The 19,919-nt window shown below is 71.1% G+C and carries 20 protein-coding genes and 1 pseudogene; 8 read left to right on the forward strand and 13 right to left on the reverse strand.

Annotated features, from left to right (window positions below; translation table 11 throughout):
* Positions 1-12: 12 nt before the first annotated feature.
* Both H4W80_RS19345 and H4W80_RS19350 read left to right on the forward strand, forming a co-directional pair.
* Positions 13-1,797, forward strand: coding sequence for an ABC transporter ATP-binding protein (locus H4W80_RS19345; RefSeq protein ID WP_225963540.1), 1,785 nt, complete (start codon positions 13-15; stop codon positions 1,795-1,797).
* Positions 1,794-3,626, forward strand: a complete 1,833-nt coding sequence (locus tag H4W80_RS19350; RefSeq protein ID WP_192786379.1) for an ABC transporter ATP-binding protein — start codon at positions 1,794-1,796, stop codon at positions 3,624-3,626. Before H4W80_RS19345 ends, H4W80_RS19350 begins: the two co-directional genes overlap by 4 nt.
* Positions 3,627-3,630: 4 nt before the next feature.
* Here the strand turns inward: H4W80_RS19350 and H4W80_RS19355 are convergent, their stop codons facing one another.
* The 4 genes from H4W80_RS19355 to H4W80_RS19370 all read right to left on the reverse strand — a co-directional run bounded on the left by H4W80_RS19355 (position 3,631) and on the right by H4W80_RS19370 (position 5,710).
* On the reverse strand, positions 3,631-3,954 hold the full coding sequence (locus H4W80_RS19355; RefSeq protein WP_192786380.1) for a hypothetical protein: 324 nt from the start codon (positions 3,952-3,954) through the stop codon (positions 3,631-3,633).
* Between the two features lie 640 nt (positions 3,955-4,594).
* Positions 4,595-4,930, reverse strand: a complete 336-nt coding sequence (locus H4W80_RS19360; protein ID WP_192786381.1) for a YidH family protein — start codon at positions 4,928-4,930, stop codon at positions 4,595-4,597.
* A gap of 17 nt (positions 4,931-4,947) precedes the next feature.
* Positions 4,948-5,274: a YidH family protein gene (locus H4W80_RS19365; protein WP_185077672.1), complete on the reverse strand. Its 327-nt coding sequence runs from the start codon at positions 5,272-5,274 to the stop codon at positions 4,948-4,950.
* 46 nt (positions 5,275-5,320) lie between these two features.
* Entirely contained in the window at positions 5,321-5,710 is a 390-nt protein-coding gene (locus H4W80_RS19370; protein ID WP_192786382.1) for a hypothetical protein, read from the reverse strand.
* A 72-nt stretch (positions 5,711-5,782) separates the two neighbouring features.
* On the opposite strand from H4W80_RS19370, the gene H4W80_RS19375 reads away from it, so the two are divergent.
* From H4W80_RS19375 to H4W80_RS19390, 4 genes are all read left to right on the forward strand, one after another.
* Entirely contained in the window at positions 5,783-6,370 is a 588-nt protein-coding gene (locus H4W80_RS19375) for a helix-turn-helix domain-containing protein (protein WP_192786383.1), read from the forward strand.
* Positions 6,363-7,727, forward strand: a complete 1,365-nt coding sequence (locus H4W80_RS19380) for an MFS transporter (protein WP_192786384.1) — start codon at positions 6,363-6,365, stop codon at positions 7,725-7,727. The genes H4W80_RS19375 and H4W80_RS19380 overlap by 8 nt, the downstream gene beginning before the upstream one ends.
* A 96-nt stretch (positions 7,728-7,823) precedes the next feature.
* Positions 7,824-8,741, forward strand: coding sequence for a class A beta-lactamase (bla, locus tag H4W80_RS19385; protein WP_192786385.1), 918 nt, complete (start codon positions 7,824-7,826; stop codon positions 8,739-8,741).
* Between the two features lie 239 nt (positions 8,742-8,980).
* On the forward strand, positions 8,981-9,427 hold the full coding sequence (locus H4W80_RS19390) for a coiled-coil domain-containing protein (RefSeq protein ID WP_192786386.1): 447 nt from the start codon (positions 8,981-8,983) through the stop codon (positions 9,425-9,427).
* A gap of 60 nt (positions 9,428-9,487) precedes the next feature.
* On the opposite strand, the gene H4W80_RS62765 is transcribed toward H4W80_RS19390, so the two are convergent.
* The gene (locus tag H4W80_RS62765; protein WP_264085990.1) at positions 9,488-9,847 is read right to left on the reverse strand and encodes an ATP-binding cassette domain-containing protein; all 360 of its coding nucleotides are present in this window, start codon (positions 9,845-9,847) and stop codon (positions 9,488-9,490) included.
* 88 nt (positions 9,848-9,935) lie between these two features.
* Positions 9,936-10,187 (reverse strand): annotated as a pseudogene (locus H4W80_RS64570) (ATP-binding cassette domain-containing protein); the annotation flags it as partial.
* Between the two features lie 168 nt (positions 10,188-10,355).
* On the opposite strand from H4W80_RS64570, the gene H4W80_RS19400 reads away from it, so the two are divergent.
* Positions 10,356-10,613 (forward strand): UBP-type zinc finger domain-containing protein, encoded by a 258-nt coding sequence (locus tag H4W80_RS19400; RefSeq protein ID WP_192786387.1) that lies wholly within the window; start codon positions 10,356-10,358, stop codon positions 10,611-10,613.
* Between the two features lie 19 nt (positions 10,614-10,632).
* Here H4W80_RS19400 and H4W80_RS19405 read toward each other — a convergent pair whose 3' ends face one another.
* Both H4W80_RS19405 and H4W80_RS19410 read right to left on the reverse strand, forming a co-directional pair.
* Positions 10,633-12,207, reverse strand: a complete 1,575-nt coding sequence (locus H4W80_RS19405; protein WP_318786946.1) for a Na+/H+ antiporter — start codon at positions 12,205-12,207, stop codon at positions 10,633-10,635.
* 34 nt (positions 12,208-12,241) lie between these two features.
* Entirely contained in the window at positions 12,242-13,498 is a 1,257-nt protein-coding gene (locus tag H4W80_RS19410; RefSeq protein WP_192786388.1) for a hypothetical protein, read from the reverse strand.
* Between the two features lie 290 nt (positions 13,499-13,788).
* Here H4W80_RS19410 and H4W80_RS19415 point away from each other — a divergent pair, with 290 nt between their 5' ends.
* Positions 13,789-15,729, forward strand: coding sequence for an ATP-dependent DNA helicase (locus H4W80_RS19415; RefSeq protein ID WP_318787621.1), 1,941 nt, complete (start codon positions 13,789-13,791; stop codon positions 15,727-15,729).
* Between the two features lie 247 nt (positions 15,730-15,976).
* On the opposite strand, the gene H4W80_RS19420 is transcribed toward H4W80_RS19415, so the two are convergent.
* Genes H4W80_RS19420 through aroC form a run of 5 tightly spaced genes read right to left on the reverse strand, consistent with a single transcriptional unit; the run spans position 15,977 to position 19,902 of the window.
* Positions 15,977-16,729, reverse strand: a complete 753-nt coding sequence (locus H4W80_RS19420) for an SGNH/GDSL hydrolase family protein (protein WP_192786390.1) — start codon at positions 16,727-16,729, stop codon at positions 15,977-15,979.
* Positions 16,726-17,160, reverse strand: a complete 435-nt coding sequence (gene aroQ, locus H4W80_RS19425; RefSeq protein ID WP_185077687.1) for a type II 3-dehydroquinate dehydratase — start codon at positions 17,158-17,160, stop codon at positions 16,726-16,728. The genes H4W80_RS19420 and aroQ overlap by 4 nt, the downstream gene beginning before the upstream one ends.
* On the reverse strand, positions 17,157-18,227 hold the full coding sequence (gene aroB / locus H4W80_RS19430) for a 3-dehydroquinate synthase (RefSeq protein WP_192786391.1): 1,071 nt from the start codon (positions 18,225-18,227) through the stop codon (positions 17,157-17,159). Before aroB ends, aroQ begins: the two co-directional genes overlap by 4 nt.
* Positions 18,224-18,724: a shikimate kinase gene (locus H4W80_RS19435; protein ID WP_192786392.1), complete on the reverse strand. Its 501-nt coding sequence runs from the start codon at positions 18,722-18,724 to the stop codon at positions 18,224-18,226. The genes aroB and H4W80_RS19435 overlap by 4 nt, the downstream gene beginning before the upstream one ends.
* Complete coding sequence (aroC, locus tag H4W80_RS19440; RefSeq protein WP_192786393.1) at positions 18,721-19,902, reverse strand: chorismate synthase; 1,182 nt, start codon at positions 19,900-19,902, stop codon at positions 18,721-18,723. The genes H4W80_RS19435 and aroC overlap by 4 nt, the downstream gene beginning before the upstream one ends.
* Between the last annotated feature and the right edge of the window lie 17 nt (positions 19,903-19,919).

The following is a 19,919-nucleotide window of genomic DNA, read 5'->3' on the forward strand; positions in this document are numbered from 1 at the left end:
AGCCTAGAAGGGATGCCTCCCGATACGCACATACCTCAACGTCCCCTGCTCTCCTCCAACTCCCTGTGGCGGATGAAGTCCTACCTCCGCCCCTACGTCGTCAGATTGGTGTTCATCTGGCTGGCGGCGATCGTCGGCATCGCGGCCGGCATCGCGCTCCCGCTCATCAGCGAGAAGGTCATCGACGGTCCCGTGGCCCACGGGGACTCCGGCGCGCTGCTCCCCCTCGGGCTGCTCGCGATCGGCGTCGGCGTCGTCGAGGCCCTGCTGATCCTGCTGCGGCGGTGGGCCCAGGTGAAGCCGGTGCTCGGCCTGGAGACCGCGATCCGCGACGACCTCTACGAGCACCTGCAGCGGCTGCCCATGGGCTTCCACGGCGACTGGCAGTCCGGCCAGCTGTTATCCCGGGCCACGACCGACCTGTCGACCATCCGGCGCTTCCTCGGCTTCGGCATGCTCTTCCTGGTCATGAACATCCTGCAGCTGATCACCGTGACCGTGCTGCTGCTGAACAAGTACTGGCCGCTCGGGCTGCTGGTGCTGGCCTCGGCCGTGCCGATCGTGTGGCTGTCGCTGCGGTTCGAGAAGCGCTACATCAAGACCTCCCGCCAGGTGCAGGACGAGCAGGGCGACCTCGCCACGCTCGTCGAGGAGTCCGCCCTCGGCATCCGCACGATCAAGGCCTTCGGCCGCCGCCACTACGTCTTCGACCGCTACGACGAGGGCGCGCTCAAGGTCTACGGCACCTCCATGGACAAGGCCAGGCTGCTGGCCAAGTTCTTCGCCTTCCTCGAGATCATCCCCAACATCACGCTGGCCCTGGTGCTGCTGCTGGGCGCGCTGGCCGTCGGCACGGGCTCGCTGACGCTGGGCGCGCTGGTCGCGTTCACCACGCTGATGCTCCAGCTCGTCTGGCCGATCGCGAGCCTGGGCTACATCCTGGCCATGGCCCAGGAGGCCATGACCTCCGCCGACCGCCTCATGGAGGTCATGGACACCGTGCCCGCCATCGAGGGCGGCACGCGGACCATCGACACGCCCCGCGGCCACCTGCGCTTCGAGGGCGTCGGGTTCCGCTTCCACGACTCCGAGGAGCCGGTGCTGCGCGACGTCTGGCTGGACGTGCGCCCCGGCGAGACGGTGGCCGTCGTGGGCGCCACCGGCTCCGGCAAGACCACGCTGACCGCCCTGGTGCCGCGGCTGATCGACCCCACCGAGGGCCGCGTCACGATCGACGGGCACGACGTGCGCGACCTGGAGCTGACCAGCCTCCGCTCCGTGGTGGCCACGGCGTTCGAGGAGCCGACGCTGTTCTCGATGAGCGTGCGGGAGAACCTCACGCTCGGCCGGCTCGACGCCACCGAGGAGGAGCTGGCCGAGGCGATCCGGACCGCGCAGGCCATGTTCGTGTACGACCTGCCGTGGGGCCTCGACACCCGCATCGGCGAGCAGGGCCTGTCCCTGTCCGGCGGCCAGCGGCAGCGCCTGGCCCTGGCGCGGGCCGTGCTGAGCAATCCGCGGATCCTCGTGCTCGACGACACCCTCTCCGCGCTCGACGTGGAGACCGAGGCGCTCGTGGAGGAGGCGCTGCGGCACGTGCTGCGTGACGCGACCGGCATCGTGGTCGCCCACCGCGCCTCGACCGTGCTGCTGGCCGACAAGGTGGCGCTGCTGCGGGGCGGCACGATCACGCACGTCGGGCAGCACCACGAGCTGCTGGCCGAAGTGCCCGAATACCGCGAGCTGCTGGCCCAGGACGCCGACTTCGACGACGCCGCGGAAGGAGCGCTGCGATGACCACGACCACCACGGCGTCCTGGCGGGGCGTGGCCTCAGAGGACCAGGACGAGCTGCCGGAGAAGGTGTCCGTCCTGCTCCGGGATCGTTCCCGGCGGCTGCTCGGCGCGCTGCTCAAGCCGTACCGGAAGAAGATCGGGCTGCTCGTCGCGATCATCGTCGTCTCCAACGCGGCCGGGCTCTCGATCCCCTTCCTGGTCTCCATCGGGATCGACGAGGGCATCCCGCCGATCACGCGCGGGGACGGCACCTCCGTCCTGCTGACCGTGGTCGGGGTGATCCTGGCCGCGGCGATCACGCAGGCGATCACACGGCGGGCGTTCCTGATCCTGTCGGGCCAGATCGGCCAGGGCACCCTGCTCGAACTGCGCAGGAGGGTGTTCGACCACTTCCAGCGCCTGTCGCTGAGCTTCCACGAGCAGTACACCTCGGGGCGGGTCATCTCGCGGCTGACCTCGGACATCGAGGCCATCGCCGAGCTGCTCCAGTCGGGGTTCGACGCGCTGGTCAAGGCCGTGCTGACCATGGTCGGCACTGCCGTGCTGCTGCTGGTGCTGGACGTGCACCTGGGCCTGCTGGCGCTCGTCCCGCTGCCGTTCCTGCTGCTGTTCACCCGGTGGTTCCGGCGGCAGTCGGCGATCGTCTACCGGCGTACGCGGGAGACGGTGGCGCTGGTGATCGTGCACTTCGTGGAGTCGATGACCGGCATCCGCGCGGTGCAGGCCTTCCGCAGGGAGCCGCGCAACCAGGAGATCTTCGAGCAGCTCAACGACGACTACCGGGGCGCGAACGCGCGCAGCATGCAGCTCGGCGCGACGTTCATGACCGGGATCAAGCTGATCGGCAACCTGACGATCGGCGGCGTGCTGCTGTACGGCGGCTGGCTGGCGCTGCAGGGCGAGGTCAAGGTCGGCGTGCTGGCCGCCTTCCTGCTCTACCTGCGCCAGTTCTACGAGCCGATGCAGGAGGTCAGCCAGTTCTACAACACCCTGCAGTCGGCCGGCGCGGCGCTGGAGAAGCTGTCGGGCGTGCTGGAGGAGGAGCCCTCCGTGCCCGAGCCGCGCGAGCCGGCCAGGCTCCCGGACGGCAGGGCGCGCGGCAAGGTGCGCTTCGAGGGCGTCAGGTTCGCCTACGTCGAGGAGATGCCGATCCTGCCCCGGCTCGACCTGACCGTCCCGGCCGGGCAGACGGTGGCGCTGGTCGGGGCGACGGGCGCGGGCAAGACGACGCTGGCCAAGCTGATCTCCCGCTTCTACGACCCGACCGACGGCCGCGTGCTGCTCGACGGCGTCGATCTGCGCACGCTGGACGAGCCGACCCTGCGCCAGGCCGTGGTCATGGTGACGCAGGAGAACTTCCTGTTCAGCGGTACGGTCGCCGACAACATCAGGTTCGGCCGGCCCGACGCCACCGACCGGGAGGTGCGCGAGGCGGCCAAGGCCATCGGGGCGCACGAGTTCGTCTCGAGCCTGCCCGACGGCTACGACACCGAGGTGGGCAAGCGCGGCGGCCGGATGTCGGCCGGGCAGCGCCAGCTCGTCGCGTTCGCCAGGGCGTTCCTCGCCGATCCCGCCGTGCTGATCCTCGACGAGGCCACCTCCAGCCTCGACGTGCCCAGCGAACGGCTGGTGCAGCGCGCGCTGCGCACCATCCTGGCCGACCGGACCGCGCTGATCATCGCGCACCGCCTCTCGACGGTGGAGATCGCCGACCGGGTGCTGGTGATGGACCGCGGCGAGATCGTCGAGGACGGTCCGCCGGACCGGCTCATCGCGGCCTCGGGTCGCTACGCCGGGCTGCACCAGGCGTGGCTGGAGAGCCTCAGCTAGCTCTCTAGTGGTGGTGCGCCATGGCGACGGCGTTCGCGTACAGCTCGTACCCGACGAACAGCGCCAGGGGCACCCCGAGAGCGATCAGCAGCCTGCCGGGCAGGTGGGTCCGCGGCGCGGACACCCTGCCCGGCTCCGGCACCGCCGCGGCGAGGACCGGCTCGGGCTCCGGATCGGAGCCGGGCACGAGCTCGGGATGCCGCGCCAGGTATCCCCTGGGGAACGAGGTCACGCGGTACGCGCCGCAGTGCGGGCAGCAGGTGCCCGACCAGGGCGGCGGCACGGTCACTCCCGCGCTGAGCCAGAGATCCACCTCGTTGCCGTGCACGTCTGTGAGATGTCTGACGACGAAGTTCTCTTCCCAGACGTGTAAGCAGCGAAGGCATTCGAAAGGCCACGTCTCGCGGGTGTCGAATCCTTCGGTCACTGGGACCACCCCCCGGCTCCTGATCGCCGTCGATCCCGAGTGTCCGCCTGGCTGGGCACTTCCGCAAGACGGGCCTTATGACACTTGCCGCTACGAAATGCTCACCAAGCGTCAGGTTAGTCGTTCATGGTGGGGCCGGGGTTGCCCCCTGCCTGAGACGACGCGTTCGGCGGCATCGAGATAGTGCGGGCTGGGGACCGGGCTGAGCAGCGGAGTCGCGTCCGGCGCGGGGGGCTCCGCGGGCGGGATCAGCTCCGGATGTCGCGACAGGTAACCGTCCGGGAAGGTCGTGGCCTGCTGACAGCCGCACCTCGGGCACATGACGCCCCCCGGTGACGGCGGCAGCACGGGGAGCCCGGCCTGCAACCAGATCTCCCGCTCGTTTCCGTGACGGTCGTCGATGCGCCTGACGAGGTACTCCTCTTCCCAGACGTGCCAGCAACGGCGGCACTCGAAAGGCACGATCCTGTGTACTTCTTCCAACGAGGTCACCCCCTTACCTCCGAGTGTGTGCCTCCTTCTCCGGATCTGGCAACCGCGCTTACCGGATCGCCAGGACGAAGGTGATGGCGCCGGCCACCACGCACATGGTGCCGAGCCAGGCGAACAGCACGTCGGGCCCGGGGTTCAGCGGCTTGCCGCCGTGCAGGGCCTCCTGAACACGGCGGAACCGCACCCCGGTCCTGATCAGCAGCACCGCCCCGCAGAGCGCGGCCAGCGCGAACGCCACCACCGAGGGCACGGGCAGGCCGTGCCTGAGGGACAACCCGGCCGCGCCGAGCCCGCCGGTGGCCAGCGCCACGGCGGTGCGCACCCAGGCCAGCCGGGTGCGCTCGCTCTGCAGCCCCTCGTCCCAGATCTCCTTCTCCGGAGGCACCTGATCCGGCCTCGGGCTCAGGCGGCCAGGATGATCAGCACGAGGGCGATCACCGCCACGGCCGCCACGCCGTACCCGAAGACCGCCGCGAGCGCGGGCGGCGGCAGCGGCGCCTGCTGGCGCAGGGCGCGCTGGATGTTGCGCCAGCGCGGGTACGCCATCCCCGCCGCCAGCGCCGACAGCGTCACCAGCACCACGGCCAGCGCGGTACGGATCCACGGCACGAACACGTGCTCGGGCACCGCCGCCATCGCCACCCCACCCGCGCTGAGCGCCAGCGCCGTGCTCAGCCAGGTGAGGAAGGTTCGTTCATTGGCCAAGGTGAAACGCGGGTCGGGTTCCATGGGAAAAACGGTAATTCGTCCCCATTTCCCCTAGAGAAGTTGGGATTCAGCCAGTACAGGCCTTGGCCACCTTCTCGGCATAGGCCGCGCTCTCGCTGAGGACCTTCTGGGTGGCGTCGACGGCGTCGTTGACGGTGGTGACGTTGATGCCGCTCAGCGTCTTGGCCAGGTCGTCGGAGGCTTCCTTGATCGTGGTGTTGGCCGCCTTGTCGGCCACGTCGTTGAGCTTGGTCGCGGCGTCGTCGAGGGCCTTGTCCATGGCCTTGGGATCGTCGGCGAGCGTCTTGAGCTGGGCACCCAGGTCGGCGACGATCTTCGGGGCTTCGAGGCACGCTTGGGCCTTGTCGATGGTGCTGTTGACCTCACCGCACCCGGCGGCGAAGACACAGATGGCGAAGGCGGCCAGGGGCACGAATCGGCTCTTGAGGAGTCGCATACATCGACCCTACCCAACGCATTCCAAAGGTTCCCTTGACATCTCCGGCGGCCGGCGCCGAGGATTCCAAGCATGTCTTTGGAATCCTCGCGGCGGCGGCTCAGCGACCCGGCCGCGATGCGGGCGTTCGCCCACCCGGTGCGGCTGGCGCTGCACGAGCTGCTGATGAGGGCGGGCGCGATGACCGCCGCCGACGCCGCGCGGGAGGTGGGCATCAGCCAGGCGCTGGCCTCGTACCATCTGCGGCAGCTGGCCAAGTACGGCTTCGTGGAGCAGGCGGCGGCGCGCGATGAGCGCGAGCGGCCGTGGAAGGCGACCGAGGCCGTCCAGGAGTGGGACGACGAGGCGGCCGGGCCGGAGCAGGCGGCCGCCCGGAGCCTGCTGGAGCAGGTGATCGCCGAGCGCGCGCTGTCCCGCCTGGCGGAGTGGCAGCAACACCGCGGGGACGAACCCGAGGCGTGGCGGGGGGTGGGGGGCGTGGGCAACCTGTACCTCTACGCCACGGCGGAGGAGGTGACGGCGCTGGGCGCGGCGATGGCGAAGCTGCTCGGACCGCTGATGGCCCGCGTCGACGCCCCCTCGACCCGCCCCGCGGGCGCCCGGCCCGTGCTGATGACCCAACTGGTCGTCCCCCTGCCGCCCACGGACTCCGGTGACTGAGCCCCGGCCCGCCGCCGGGGTCCCCGCGTCAGGTGACGGCGAGGTCCACGGGTCAGGGGCCGGCCGCGACGGGGACGGCGGGGGCCGTGCGTCGGGCGGCACCCGGGGCGGGGGCGGCGGGGTGCGCGCGCTGTTGGGCGGCAACCGGGACTACCGGCGCCTGCTCCTCGCCGGGCTGATCTCGCAGACCGGCGACTGGGTGATCAGCACCGGGCTGGCGTTCCACGTCTACCGCCTCACCGGCTCCACGCTGTCCATGGCGTTCATGCTGCTGGTCTCGCGGCTGCCCGACGTCGTGCTCGGGTCCGTGGCCGGGGTGCTGGCCGACCGGTGGGATCGCCGCCGGCTGCTGGTCGCCACGGACGTGCTGCTCGCGCTCGGCCTGCTGCCGCTGTTGGCCGTACGCGGGCCGGACCAGGTGTGGATCGTGTACACCGTCGCGCTCTGGACCGGCGTCCTGAGCACCGTGCTCGCTCCCGCGCAGAAGGCCCTCGTGCCGCAGATCGTGGCGGAGTCGCAGCTCGTACGGGCCAACGCCCTGCACGGCCAGACCGGCCAGGTCGCCCGCCTGCTGGGCGCCATGCTGGGCGGGCTGGCCGTCAGCGCCGGAGGGCTCGCCGCGGTCGTGCTGATCGACGTGGCCAGTTTCCTCCTCTCCGCGGCCCTCCTGCAGGCCGCCCTCCGACCGCCCGGACGCCCGACGGGGACGGCGGGGACGGCGGGGACGGCGGGGACGGCGGGGACGGCGGGGACGGCGACGATGGGCGGGCAGTGGGTCGCCGGGCTCCGCCTGGCCATGGGGCACGCGGGCGTCCGCCTGCTGGTGGCGTACATGATGATCACGGGGCTGGGCGAGGGGATCTTCGCCACGCTCGCCGTGCCCTTCGTGAGCGACGTGCTCGGCGGCGCGGGCGACGCCTACGGGCTGTTCCTGTCGGTGCAGGCGGTCGGCGGGATCCTGGGCGGGCTCGTCGTGGCGCTGCGTCCGGGGCGGGCCGCTCCGCGGGTGCTGCTGGGCGGGGCGACGGTCGTCTTCGGGCTGGTGGACCTGGCCCTGTTCACCTACCCGATGGCCGTGCCCGCGCTGTGGCCGGCGCTGGTGCTGATCGGGCTGGCCGGGGTGCCCGCGGCGGCCGCGGCGGCGGGGTTCACCACGCTGGCCCAGAACGTCGTCGGCGACGACCGGCGGGGAGGCGTGTTCGGCGTCCTGGGCAGCGCCCACGCGGCCACCGCGCTGGCCGGCATGGGGCTGGCGGGGGTGCTCGGCGGGGCGGCCGGGGTCGTGCCCGCGCTGTGCGTGCACGCCGCCGGGCTGATCGTCGCCGGAATCATGGTCCTGACCTGTGCCCATGCGTGAATCGATATCGACTTGTTCGCGATATCGCTATTAGACATGTGGTGATCGCATCTGCTTTGCTCCTTGCCCATTGACGGACGACCGTAAGGACAAAGCATGCGAAACCGCCGCTTCACGGCAGTTGCCACGTTGACCGTCTCCTTCCTGGCGGGCGGCGCCCTCCCGGCGGGCGCCACCTCGGCCACGAGCTCCGTGCAGGCGCTCTCGGGCGAGGCCCAGGCGCGCAAGGAGCTGCGCGCGCTGGAGGCGTCGTTCAAGGGGCGCATCGGCGCGTACGCCATCGACACCGCCACCGGCAGGACGATCGGGTATCGGTCGAACGAGCGGTTCCCGCTGCTGTCCACGTTCAAGGCGATGGCCTGCGCGGCCGTGCTGCACAAGGCGCGCACCTCCGACCCCGGGCTGATGGAGAAGGTCGTGCGCTGGACGGGCGACGACCTCAAGCCGAACTCCCCCACCACCGAGAAGCACGTGGAGGACGGCCTGACCGTCAACCAGCTGTGCGAGGCGACCATCACCCTGAGCGACAACACCGCGGGCAACATGGTGCTCAAGCAGATCGGCGGACCGGCCGGCCTGACGCGCTACTTCCGCACGCTGAAGGACCCGATCTCCCGCCTGGACCGCTGGGAGACCGAGCTGAACGACTGGACGCCCAAGGAGAAGCGCGACACCACGACGCCCGCGTCCATCGCCCGCGACCTGCGCGCGGTCACGACGGGGAACGCGCTCACCGCCAAGGACCGGGAGCAGCTCACCGCCTGGCTGATCGCGACCAAGACGGGTGACGCCCGCATCCGCGCCGGCCTGCCGAAGACCTGGACGATCGGCGACAAGACCGGGACGAACAGTGCTTTTGGCGGGGGGAACGACATCGCCGTCATCTGGCCCAAGAAGGGCGTGTCTCCCATCATCATGGCCATTTACACCAACCGCGCCGCCGGCGAGTCCGGCGACGACACGGCCATCGCCCGCACAGCCACCATCCTGGCCCGCGGTCTCGGCAAGCTCTGACGACCAGCGGGGGCGGCGATTTCGATACCCCATTCGCACCCGCGCCGAATCTGAAAAGATTTCTTTCCAATTCGGGAGGATAATTCCGGACTTAAAGGGCTACTTGCCCTCTGACCAGGGGAATCTTCATTCGATTCCGCTTCCGATCGCCAATTGAAGGGGTATCCTCTTGGCAAAGAAGCGGGACCGGAGATCACTCACATCCCCGGTCCCTTACCTCCAAGGTAAGGGAGATCAACATGAGCTTCAAGGAACTCTGCTGCAATCTCGGCACCGAGTTGGACAACGAGTTCATCCGGCTCCGGGCGGACCAGGCGGAGCTGGGGCAGCAGCTCACCGAGCGGATCAACGGCGTGGCCAACCACGTCAAGACCCTCGACGCCAAGGTGACCTCCCTGGACGCCAAGGTCACCGTCCTCGACGAGCGGGTCACCCAACTCGACACCAAGGTCACCGTCCTCGACGAGCGGGTCACCCAACTCGACACCAAGGTCACTGTCCTCGACGAGCGGGTCACCGCGCTCGACACCAAGATCGACACGAAGTTCGCGGAGATCGACACCAGGTTCGAGTCCATCGACGCCAGGTTCGAGACCATGGACGGCAAGATCAACACTCTGCAGGGCAATCAGAACGAGATGATGAACATCCTCATCGACATCCAGCGCAAGGTCAGCGCCAACTAGCGCCTGACCGACCGTGAAAGGGCGGACTCGTGGAGCACACGAGTCCGCCCTTCGCGTTCGCTAGAGCTTGTCGTAGCAAGGACCGTCGAACGTGTACCCCCGCGCCGTCGGCCCCGTGAAGAAGTCCTTGACGATCGTCACGCCCGTCGACGCCTGCTCGTCGACCTTGTTGATCAGCGTCTGCCTGAAGACCGCGGTGCTCGGCGCGTCCTCGTAGTTGTGCACGTCGTCAAATGTCAGGAGAGCCATCGTCTCCTCCGCTTGTAGTGCGATCTCGACGATGAGGTCGCGCACCTGGGTGACCAGCGACGGCGCCAGGCCCAGGCTGGGCTCGTCCAGCAGCAGGTATTTCGGCCCTGCCATGAGGGCGCGGCCGACGGCCAGCATCTGCTGCTCGCCGCCCGGCAGGTAGCCGGACACGCTCCCGCACCAGCGGGAACAGGCCGTAGACGCGGTCCAGGTGGGACTCGGCCGCCGTGTGGCCGCCGACCCTGAGGTTCTCCTCGACGGTCAGCTCGGCGAGGATGCGGCGGCCCTCCATCACCTGGCTGACCCCGCGCCGCACGATCTGGGCGCGGCTGAGGGGGTGGATGGGCTCGCCCTCCAGCGTCACACCGCCCTTGGTGATCTCGCCGTCGTGCACGCCGAGCAGCCCGGACACGGCCCGGAGCAAGGTCGTCTTGCCCGCGCTGTTCGCGCCGAGCAGCGCCACGATCGCCCCCGGCGGGACGCTGAGGCTCACGCCGCGCAGCACGAGCATCACGTCGTCGTAGACGACTTCGAGGTTGCGCACCTCCAGCACGCCCGGCTCCTCGGGATGGTGTGGCCTATGTCACTCCCCGATGAGCACAATGTCCACGCCTGCCCGGCGGCCGACAAGAGGGGGCGGGCGATATTTGATCGTGCTGCTGGTTCTAGGATTTCTGTTATGGCAATTTGCGAGCATCTTTCCCAGGCTGACGATCCGGCCGCGAGGACGCCGGAGGGCTGCGAGGAGTGCCTCGCCGTCGGGGGCCGCTGGGTGCACCTGCGGCGCTGCCTGGAGTGCGGCCACATCGGGTGCTGTGACTCCTCACCGGGCAAGCACGCCACCCAGCACTACCACGAGACGGCCCACCCGGTGATCCAGTCCTACGAACGCGGTGAGGAGTGGCGCTGGTGCTTCGTCGACAGCGCGATGGGCTGAGCGGCGCGGCTCTTCCCGGCTAGCGCTCCAGGATCGCCTCCTCGAAGTCGAGCTGCGCCATCACGTCGCGCATCACCTCGTCGTCGAGGCGGCGTTCGTCGCGCAGCCGTACGAAGACCTGTCGTTCGGCCTGGAGCATGTCGCGGCGCAGGCGGCGGTAGAGGGCACTGGGGGTCTCCGCACCACCCTGCCCCGTGCCGCCGCCCAGGCGTTCCCAGGCGCTCAGCGAGCGGCGCCAGGACTTCTCCCTGAGCTGGTCGATGACCTGCTTCTGGATCTCGTCGGGCTCGCCCTGCTCGGCGATGAGCCGCGTGAGCTCCTCCAAGCCGGCCTCCAGCGCGGCCTGCTGGGCCGCCGCCTCGGCCAAGCGGTCTTCGTACTGCTCCTGCTCGCTCGACACGCGCAGCCGCTTGATCAGCGCGGGGAACGTGGTGCCCTGGATGAGCAGCGTGCCGATCACGGTCGTGAACGTCAGGAACAGCAGCATCGCGCGGTCGCGCGCCGGGATGTCCGGCGGGATGGCGAAGGCCGCCGCCAGTGACACCACGCCGCGCATGCCCGCCCAGCCGAGGATCACCGTCTGCGGGCCGGTGGGCACGTTGCTCCTGCGCAGGAGCTTCATCAGGCGCGTCACCGCGAACAGCCACACGAACCGGCTGACGATCGTCACCGCCAGCACGGCGGCGGCGTAGCCCGCGACCGCCCACGGGTTGTAACCGGAGATGCCCTGCACGACGGTCGTCAGCTGCAGCCCGATCAGGGCGAACACGACCGCTTCCAGGAAGAAGTCGGTGACCTTCCACACGGCGTCGGACACCAGCCGGGTGCCGAACCCCTGCAGGTGCATGCGGTTGCCCAGATAGAGGCCGACGATCACGACCGCGATCACGCCCGAGGCATGCACGCTCTCCGCCGCGAGGTAGGTGGCGAACGGGATCAGCAGCATCAGCGTGTTCTCGACCAGGGAGTCGCGCGTGTGCCTGAACAGCCAGGCCAGCGCGAACGCCACCACCAGCCCGATCGCCACGCCGCCCGCCGCGGCGAGCGCGAAGTCGCCGAGGCCGTGCCACACGTCGAAGGTGCCGCCCAGCGCGGCCCCGACGGCGACCCGGTAGAGCGTGAGCGCCGTGGCGTCGTTGAACAGGCTCTCGCCGACCAGGATCGTCAGCGCCCTGCGCGGCAGGCCCAGCCGGCGGCCGACCGCGACGGCGGCCACGGCGTCAGGCGGCGCGATGATCGCGCCCAGCGCGAACGCCAGCGCGAGCGGGAGCTGCGGCAGCAGCAGGTGGACGACCAGCCCGATGGCGGCGGTGGTGAACAGCACGAGCCCGATCGACAGCAGGGCCACGGCCCGCTTGACATCACGCAGGCGCAGGTAGGAGCTGTCGAACGCGGCGGAGTAGAGCAGCGGCGGCAGGAAGACGTACAGCACGAGCTCCGGCTGCAACGGCACCGCCGGCACCAGCGGCGACACCAGCAGGCCGGCGGCCACCAGCAGGAGGGGAGCGGGCCAGCCCTTGCGCCGGGCGACGGCCGCGACGCCGATCGCGCCGCCCGCCACCAGCAGCAGCTGCAGGCCCATGGTCGGGTTCACGGGAGGAGCGTACCTGGCTACCGGACCCGGCGTGTCACCACTCCCTGCGGTCGCTCCGCTCGTGGTAGTCCGGCTGCTCGCCGGGCCGCAGGCGCTCGCCCGTGGAGAACATGGGGTCCACGACGTACGGGCGGGACAGCGGGTCGGGCTGCTGCTGGTGCTCCTGCCGGCCCATGTTCAGCAGCGGGTCCACCGGGTTGGGCGCGGGGCTCTGCTGGTAGGCGGCGTAGTCGTCGCGGACGGGCTGCGGGGCGGGACGGCGCCGGCCCGCGCCCGGGATGCCGTGCATGGGGGTCCCCAGGCCGGCGGCGGCCGGGGCCTGCTGCTGCGGCTGCGGCGGCGCCACCGGTTGCTGCTGCTGGTAGGCGTCGGGGTGCCGGGCGTAGGGATCGGACGGGTAGGGGTCGTTCTGGTACAGGTCCGGCCGGTGCTGGGGCGGCTGGTGAGGAGCCTGCTGGTGGGGCGCGGCGGCCTGGGAGGGGAAGCCGAGCGGGTCGGTGCTCAGCGGCGCCGGACGGCGCTGGTCGCCGGGCATCTGGTAGACGGGCTCGTCCATGTACTGGGGGCCCGTGAAGGGGTCGGCCTGGGCGGGCGGGCCCGCGTACTGGTGCGGCTCGGCGGTGTACTGCGGGCCGCTGAAGGGGTCGCCGGCGTACTGGGGGCCGCTGAGGGGATCCCCGGTGTACTGGGGCCCGCTGAACGGATCACCGGTGTACTGCGGGCCGCTGAGCGGGTCGCCGGTGTAGCGCTGCTGCGGGCCCGTCGTCTCCACGTACTGGGGGCCGGTGAAGGGGGCCCGCTCGCCGTAGGCGTCCCTGGGAGCCTCGCCGTACGCCGGGGGCATGGTGTCCCTGGGGGCCGTGGTCTCGCCATAGGAGGCCACCAGCTTGTCCTGGTGAGCCGGAGGGGCGCCCCTGGCCACGAGGACGTCGTTGGGCGACAGCGCGGCCGTCGGCCGCTCGTCGGGCTGGTGCTGCTGCGCCTGCGGCGGCTGCTGGACGGGCTGGGCCGGCCGCTGGTACTGGCCGGTGCCAGGGATGACCTCCGTGCCCGGGTCGTGCGCGGGCACGGCGGGCTGCTCGCCCGTGGCCTCGGCGAAACCCTCGTCGAGGGTGTCGAGCAGGCGCCCGACGTCCTCCATCGGCATGCGGAAGCTCGCGGTGCACATCTCGCCGCGCCAGAGGCTGAGGACCAGCGTGCCCTCATGCCACGTGACGCGGAGACACCGCTCCTGACCTCGCGCATCGAAGAACACTTCGCCGAACGACGGCAACGGGACAACTTCCGACATGGCAGACATACTGCTTTAACCAGCCTTTTCCCGTCCACTCAACCCCGGAAAACCCTCTTGAACCGGCCTTCCCATCTACACCGGGAACCCCTTTGGTCACTCCGCGTGAAGTCCTGCTCTGACCCGTCGGAGTCCCGATCGCCCAGTGTGCCACGGGTGCCGCCGCGAGGGTCCGGGAACGCCGGGATGCATCTGGCCGATCACACCGCGTTCGGCACGGCGACCCCGGAATGCGGGTAGCGTTTACTGCCGTGCCGGACTCCCATCTCCCGTCTGCGGACGAACTACTCATGGTCGCGGTGAACGCTCTCGGAGGGAGCGAACGGCAGGGCCAGCTGACCATGGTCCAAGCCGTGCAGCAGGCCATCGACGGCGAGCAACACCTGGCGGTCCAGGCCGGCACGGGCACCGGGAAGTCGCTGGCGTACCTGGTGCCGTCGATCCGCCACGCGATGGACAGCGACTCGCCCGTCGTGGTCTCCACGGCCACGATCGCGCTGCAGCGCCAGCTCGTCGACCGCGACCTGCCCCGGCTGGCCGAGACGCTGGCCAAGGAGCTGCCGCACGAGCCGACGTTCGCGATCCTGAAGGGCCGCCGCAACTACCTGTGCCGCTACAAGGCAACGGCGGGCTGGCCCGAGGAGGACGAGCAGGACCAGCTCTTCGATCCCCGCGAGGTGAGCGCGACCGGCCGCATGGTGCAGCGCATCCAGGAGTGGGCCGACGAGACCGAGACCGGCGACCGCGACGAGCTCGTGCCCGGCGTGAGCGAGCAGGCGTGGCGGCAGTTCTCCGTGAGCGCGCAGGAGTGCCTCGGGGCCAGCCGCTGCCCCAGCGGGGCCGAGTGCTTCGCCGAGATGGCCCGGGCGCGGGCGGGCGAGGTGGACGTCGTGGTGACCAACCACGCGCTGCTGGCCATCGACGCCATGGGCGACCTGCCGGTGCTGCCCGAGCACGAGGTCGTGGTCGTGGACGAGGCTCACGAGCTGGTCGACCGGGTGACCTCGGTGGTGACCGGCGAGCTGTCGGAGCTGACCGTGGCGCTGGCGGTGCGCCGGGTGGGCCGGCTGATCGAGCAGGGCATCGCCGACCAGCTCATGGAGGCGGGCGAGGACCTCAAGGCGCTGCTGGCCGCCGCGCCGCCCGGGCGCATCGACGAGCTGCCGCAGGTGCTCGGCCTGACTCTGGCGCTGGTGCGCGACTCGGCCGCGCGGTGCGTCACCGCCATGGGGCCGCGCGGCGCCGACAAGGACGACCCCGACAAGGCGGGGCAGCGCAAGGCCGCGTTCTCGGCGCTGGACGAGGTGCACGACACGGCGGTGCGCATGCTGGAGGCGTACGGCCACGCCTCGGAGTCCGACCGCGCCGAGGTCGTCTGGCTCGACGCCGGCACCGACCGGCGCCCGCCCACGCTGCGGGTCGCGCCGCTGACGGTGAGCGGCATGCTGCGCGACAAGCTGTTCGGCGAGCGCACGGTGATCCTCACCTCCGCCACCCTGGCCCTGGGCGGCACCTTCGACGCGCTGGCCGCGCAGTGGGGGCTCGGCGACGGCAAGGGCTGGCAGGGCATCGACGTCGGCTCTCCGTTCGACCACCCCCGCGCGGGCATCCTGTACGTCGCCAAGCACCTCCCCCAGCCCGGCCGCGACGGGCTGCCGCAGCAGTACCTGGACGAGATCACCGAGCTGATCGAGGCGGCCGGGGGCCGCACGCTGGGCCTGTTCTCCTCGATGCGCGCCGCCAAGGCCGCCACGGAGGCGCTGCGCGAGCGGCTGGACGTGCCGCTGCTGTGCCAGGGGGACGACTCGACGATGCTGCTGGTCAAGCAGTTCGCCGAGGACGAGCCCACGTGCCTGTTCGGCACGCTGTCGCTGTGGCAGGGCGTGGACGTGCCGGGGCCCTCGCTGCGGCTGGTCATCATCGACCGGGTGCCGTTCCCGCGCCCGGACGACCCGCTGACGTCGGCCCGGCAGCGCCACGTGGCGGCCAGGGGCGGCAACGGCTTCATGGCGGTCGCGGCCAACCACGCCGCCCTCCTCCTCGCCCAGGGCGCCGGCCGCCTCCTGCGCGCCCAGGACGACAAGGGCGTCATCGCCGTCCTGGACCCCCGGCTCGCCACGGCCCGCTACAGCGGCTTCCTCCTGGGCTCCCTGCCCCCGTTCTGGCGCACCACCGACCCGGCCGTCCCCCGAGCGGCCCTCAAACGCCTGTCCTCCGAATCCCCCACCTGAACGCGGGCGGCGGGAAGGGGGGAGCACGGAGCCGGTCCGGCTTTTCGGCACCCAGCCGGTCAAGCGTGCGCACCGTAGCGGCGCTCAGCCGGTGAAGGGTCAGCGGCCGTTTCCTGGAGGGCCCTGCTCATGGTCGCGCTCGCACGGGGCTCCGCTGGTCACGCAAGCTGCCGCTCTCCGCCCCAGGCTCACCGCTCCGTCAGCCGAAGTACTGCGGGTGGCCTCCCCGTGCTCAGCCGTAAAAAACTTAAAAGGCAGTAAGGTCAGGCCGCTTCGGGGAGAGCCCGTCGCCGGAGGAGACGCCGCGGAGGCGGCGCGACATCCAGGGGACGAGGTGCTCGCGGATCCACTGGGCGTCCTCGCGCCGCCGCGCCCGCGGATCGACCGTACGCGACGGCCAGTCCTTGCGCCAGTCCTCGAACGGCACCCCCAGCACGTCCAGCACCCGCGCCGCCACCAGCCGGTGCCCGTCCTCGTTCATGTGCAGCCGGTCCGCGCTCCACGCCCGCCAGTCGCGCAGCCCCTGCATCGACCACTGATCCACCAGCCGGCACCCGTAGAGGTCGGCGATGGAGCGCACGTGCAGGTAGAAGATCGCGAAGCGGCCGCGCAGCCGCCGCATCAGCGGCGTGTCGCGCGGGTCCACCCCCGTGAACAGCAGCACGTCCGAGCCGCCGGCCCGCAGGTCGCGCACGGCGCGGGCGAGCTTCTTGGCCATCACGTCGGGGTCGCTGCCCGGCCTGAGCAGGTCGTTGCCCCCGGCGCAGAGGCTGACCAGGTCGGGGGCCATCTCGACGGCCACCGGCACCTGCTCGGCGACGATCTGGTCGAGCAGCTTCCCGCGCACGGCCAGGTTGGCGTAGCGGAAGCCGGGTTCGTCGGCGGCGAGCCGTTCGGCCACCCGGTCGGCCCAGCCACGGTAGTGACCGTTGTGACCGGGGTCGTTCAGTCCTTCTGTGAAGCTGTCGCCGAGGGCGACGAAGGACTTGTAGTGCCTCATGAGGTGGTGTTCATCTCCGCGATAGCGTGCAGCGCAAGGACGTACGACTGTAGTCCGAAGCCCGCGATGGTGCCCGTCGCCACCCCGGCCACGACGGAGTTGTGGCGAAACTCTTCCCTGGCGGCCGGATTGGAGATGTGAACCTCGACGAGCGGTGCCGTGCGCATGGCGATCGCGTCGCGCAGGGCGTAGGAGTAGTGGGTGAAGGCGGCCGGGTTGAGGACGACCGGGATGCGGCCGTCGGCGGCCTCGTGGATCCAGCCGATCAGCTCGGCCTCGTCGTTGGTCTGGCGCACCTCGACGTGCTCGCCGAGCTTCCTGCCGGTGTCGCGGCAGAGCGTGGCGAGGTCCTCGAACGTCTCGGCCCCGTAGATGTCGGGCTCGCGGGTGCCGAGCCTGCCCAGGTTGGGCCCGTTGAGCACGAGGATCATGCGGAGATCTCCTTGTAGGCGGCTTCGAGCAGCTCTTCCGAGGGGCCTTCGAGCCGGCCCGGCTCGGCCAGGCCGTCGAGCACGACGAACCGCTGCTTGGCGCCGCGGTTCTTCTTGTCCAGCCGCATGTGGTCGCGCAGGGACTTCCAGGCGTCGGCGCGGTAGGCGGTGGGCAGGCCGACGCTCGTGAGGATGGATCTGGTGCGTTCGACCAGGTCGGCGCGGCCGGCGAGCTTCGACAGCTCGGCGGCGTAGACCATGCCGATGGCGACGGCCTCGCCGTGGCGGATGGCGTAGTGCTCCTCGCGTTCGATGGCGTGGGCGAGGGTGTGGCCGTAGTTGAGGATCTCGCGCAGGCCCGCCTCGCGCAGGTCGGCGCCCACGACGTCGGCCTTGACCTGGATCTTGCGCTCGATCAGCTCGCGGGTGTGGGGGCCGTCGGGCCTCGTGGCGGCCTCCGGGTCGGCCTCGACGAGCCTGAGGATCTCCGGGTCGGCGATGAACCCGCCCTTGATGATCTCGGCCAGGCCGGCCACGTAGTCGCGCCTCGGCATGCTCGCCAGCGTGGACAGCTCGCACAGCACCCCGGCGGGAGGCAGGAACGTGCCCACGAGGTTTTTGCCCTCGGGCGTGTCGATGCCGTTCTTGCCGCCGACGGCCGCGTCGACCATGGCGAGCAGCGTCGTGGGCACGAGCACGACCTGTACGCCGCGCAGCCACGTGCCCGCCACGAACCCGGCCAGGTCGGTCGTCGCGCCCCCGCCCACGCCCACCACGGCGTCGGAGCGGGTCACGCCGGCGCGGCCGAGCGCCGACCAGAGGCCGGCGGCCACCTCGACGGACTTGGCCTGCTCGCCGTCGGGCACGGGCAGCTCGACGACCTCGTAGCCGGCCCCGCGCAGCGCCTCGCCGACCGGGCCGGCGATCTCCGGCAGGGTCTCCGGGTGGATGACGGCGACCGTGCGCACGCCGGGCTTGAGCAGCGTGGCCAGCTCGGCCAGCACGCCGGTGCCGACCACCACGTCGTAGGGGCTGTCGCCGCGTACGTGGATCCTCGTGGCACTCATGCGGGCAGCCCCTTGATGATCTCGTCGGCGAGCTCGTCCGGCTCCCGCTTGTCCGTCACCACGGTCGCCACCGCCAGCCGCTCGTAGACCGGCCGGCGCTCCTCCATCAGCTTTTTCAGCCGGCTGCGCGGGTTGAGCACGAGCAGCGGCCGGGCCGAGGCCAGCCCCACCCGCTGGACCGCGTCCGCCAGCCCCACCTGGAGGTAGACGACGTGGTGGCCCGCCAGCAGGGCCTGCGTCTCCTCGTTGAGCACGGCGCCGCCGCCCAGCGACAGGATCCCGTCGTGCTCGGCCAGGGCGCGGCGCACGGCCTCGTGCTCCAGCTCGCGGAAGCGGGCCTCGCCGTCCTCGACGAAGATGTCGGAGACGGGCTTGCCGGCGACGGCCTCCACGTCGGCGTCGGTGTCGCGGAACCCGACGCCGAGCCGCTCGGCGAGCAACTGCCCGAGCGTCGTCTTACCGGACCCGGGGGGACCGATCAATACAACCCTGCTCATTTGATCACCATTGACGACAGGTAGCCGGACAGGTTGCGGGCGACCTCCTCGACGGAGTCGCCACCGAACTTCTCGAGGGCCGCGTCGGCCAGCACCAGCGCGACCATGGCCTCGGCCACGATGCCGGCGGCCGGCACGGCGCACACGTCGGAGCGCTCGTGGTGGGCCTTGGCCGCCTCGCCGGTCTTGACGTCGATCGTGGCCAGCGCCCTGGGGACGGTGGAGATCGGCTTCATGGCGGCGCTGACGCGCAGGATCTCACCGTTGGTCATGCCGCCCTCGACGCCGCCCGCGCGGTTGGTGATGCGGCGCACGCCGTCCTCGGCGGTGTACTCGATCTCGTCGTGGGCCCGGGAGCCGGGCCTGCGCGCGGTCTCGAAGCCGTCGCCGACCGCCACGCCCTTGATCGCCTGGATGCCCATGAGCGCGCCCGCGAGCCTGGAGTCGAGCCTGCGGTCCCAGTGGGTGTAGCTGCCCAGGCCGGGCGGCAGGCCGTAGGCGAGGACCTCGACGACGCCGCCGAGCGTGTCGCCGTCCTTGTGGGCCTTGTCGATCACGGCGATCATGGCGGCGCTGCCCTCGGCGTCGGAGCAGCGCACCGGGTCCTCGTCGATCCTGGCCAGGTCACCTGGGCCGGGCAGGGTCTGCGCCGGGCTCTTCGCGCCGCCGATCTCGGTGACGTGGCTGACGATGTCGACGCCGAGCGCCTGCTTGAGGAAGCGCCTGGCGACCTCGCCGAGCGCGACGCGGGCGGCCGTCTCGCGGGCGCTGGCCCGGTCGAGCACCTGCCTGGCGTCGTCGAACCCGTATTTCTGCATGCCCGCCAGGTCGGCGTGGCCCGGACGCGGGCGGGACCGGGGCGCGTTGCGCGCGAGGCCCTCCAGCTCGGCCGGGTCGACCGGGTCGGCCGCCATGACCTTCTCCCACTTGGGCCACTCGGTGTTTCCGATCCGGATCGCGACCGGGCTGCCCATCGTGCGGCCGTGGCGGACGCCGCCCACGATCGTCACCTGGTCCTGCTCGAACTTCATCCGGGCACCCCGGCCATAACCGAGCCTGCGGCGGCGCAGGGCCTCGTCTACGGCGGCCGTGGTCACCTCCACCCCGGCCGGCAGGCCTTCGAGGATGGCGACGAGTTCGGGGCCGTGGGACTCTCCGGCGGTCAACCAGCGCAACATGCGTACAAGTCTTCCAT

Source organism: Nonomuraea angiospora (genome assembly GCF_014873145.1).
Lineage (GTDB): Bacteria > Actinomycetota > Actinomycetes > Streptosporangiales > Streptosporangiaceae > Nonomuraea > Nonomuraea angiospora.

What these genes read in the sequence shown, in the direction of transcription:
- H4W80_RS19345 (WP_225963540.1), top strand. Translation starts at nt 13, where the DNA reads ATGCCTCCCGATACGCACATACCTCAACGTCCCCTGCTCTCCTCCAAC.
- H4W80_RS19350 (WP_192786379.1), top strand. Translation starts at nt 1,794, where the DNA reads ATGACCACGACCACCACGGCGTCCTGGCGGGGCGTGGCCTCAGAGGAC.
- H4W80_RS19365 (WP_185077672.1), bottom strand. Translation starts at nt 5,274, where the DNA reads ATGGAACCCGACCCGCGTTTCACCTTGGCCAATGAACGAACCTTCCTC.
- H4W80_RS19370 (WP_192786382.1), bottom strand. Translation starts at nt 5,710, where the DNA reads ATGCGACTCCTCAAGAGCCGATTCGTGCCCCTGGCCGCCTTCGCCATC.
- H4W80_RS19375 (WP_192786383.1), top strand. Translation starts at nt 5,783, where the DNA reads ATGTCTTTGGAATCCTCGCGGCGGCGGCTCAGCGACCCGGCCGCGATG.
- bla (WP_192786385.1), top strand. Translation starts at nt 7,824, where the DNA reads ATGCGAAACCGCCGCTTCACGGCAGTTGCCACGTTGACCGTCTCCTTC.
- H4W80_RS19390 (WP_192786386.1), top strand. Translation starts at nt 8,981, where the DNA reads ATGAGCTTCAAGGAACTCTGCTGCAATCTCGGCACCGAGTTGGACAAC.
- H4W80_RS19400 (WP_192786387.1), top strand. Translation starts at nt 10,356, where the DNA reads ATGGCAATTTGCGAGCATCTTTCCCAGGCTGACGATCCGGCCGCGAGG.
- H4W80_RS19410 (WP_192786388.1), bottom strand. Translation starts at nt 13,498, where the DNA reads ATGTCGGAAGTTGTCCCGTTGCCGTCGTTCGGCGAAGTGTTCTTCGAT.
- H4W80_RS19415 (WP_318787621.1), top strand. Translation starts at nt 13,789, where the DNA reads ATGGTCGCGGTGAACGCTCTCGGAGGGAGCGAACGGCAGGGCCAGCTG.
- H4W80_RS19420 (WP_192786390.1), bottom strand. Translation starts at nt 16,729, where the DNA reads ATGAGGCACTACAAGTCCTTCGTCGCCCTCGGCGACAGCTTCACAGAA.
- aroQ (WP_185077687.1), bottom strand. Translation starts at nt 17,160, where the DNA reads ATGATCCTCGTGCTCAACGGGCCCAACCTGGGCAGGCTCGGCACCCGC.
- aroB (WP_192786391.1), bottom strand. Translation starts at nt 18,227, where the DNA reads ATGAGTGCCACGAGGATCCACGTACGCGGCGACAGCCCCTACGACGTG.
- H4W80_RS19435 (WP_192786392.1), bottom strand. Translation starts at nt 18,724, where the DNA reads ATGAGCAGGGTTGTATTGATCGGTCCCCCCGGGTCCGGTAAGACGACG.
- aroC (WP_192786393.1), bottom strand. Translation starts at nt 19,902, where the DNA reads ATGTTGCGCTGGTTGACCGCCGGAGAGTCCCACGGCCCCGAACTCGTC.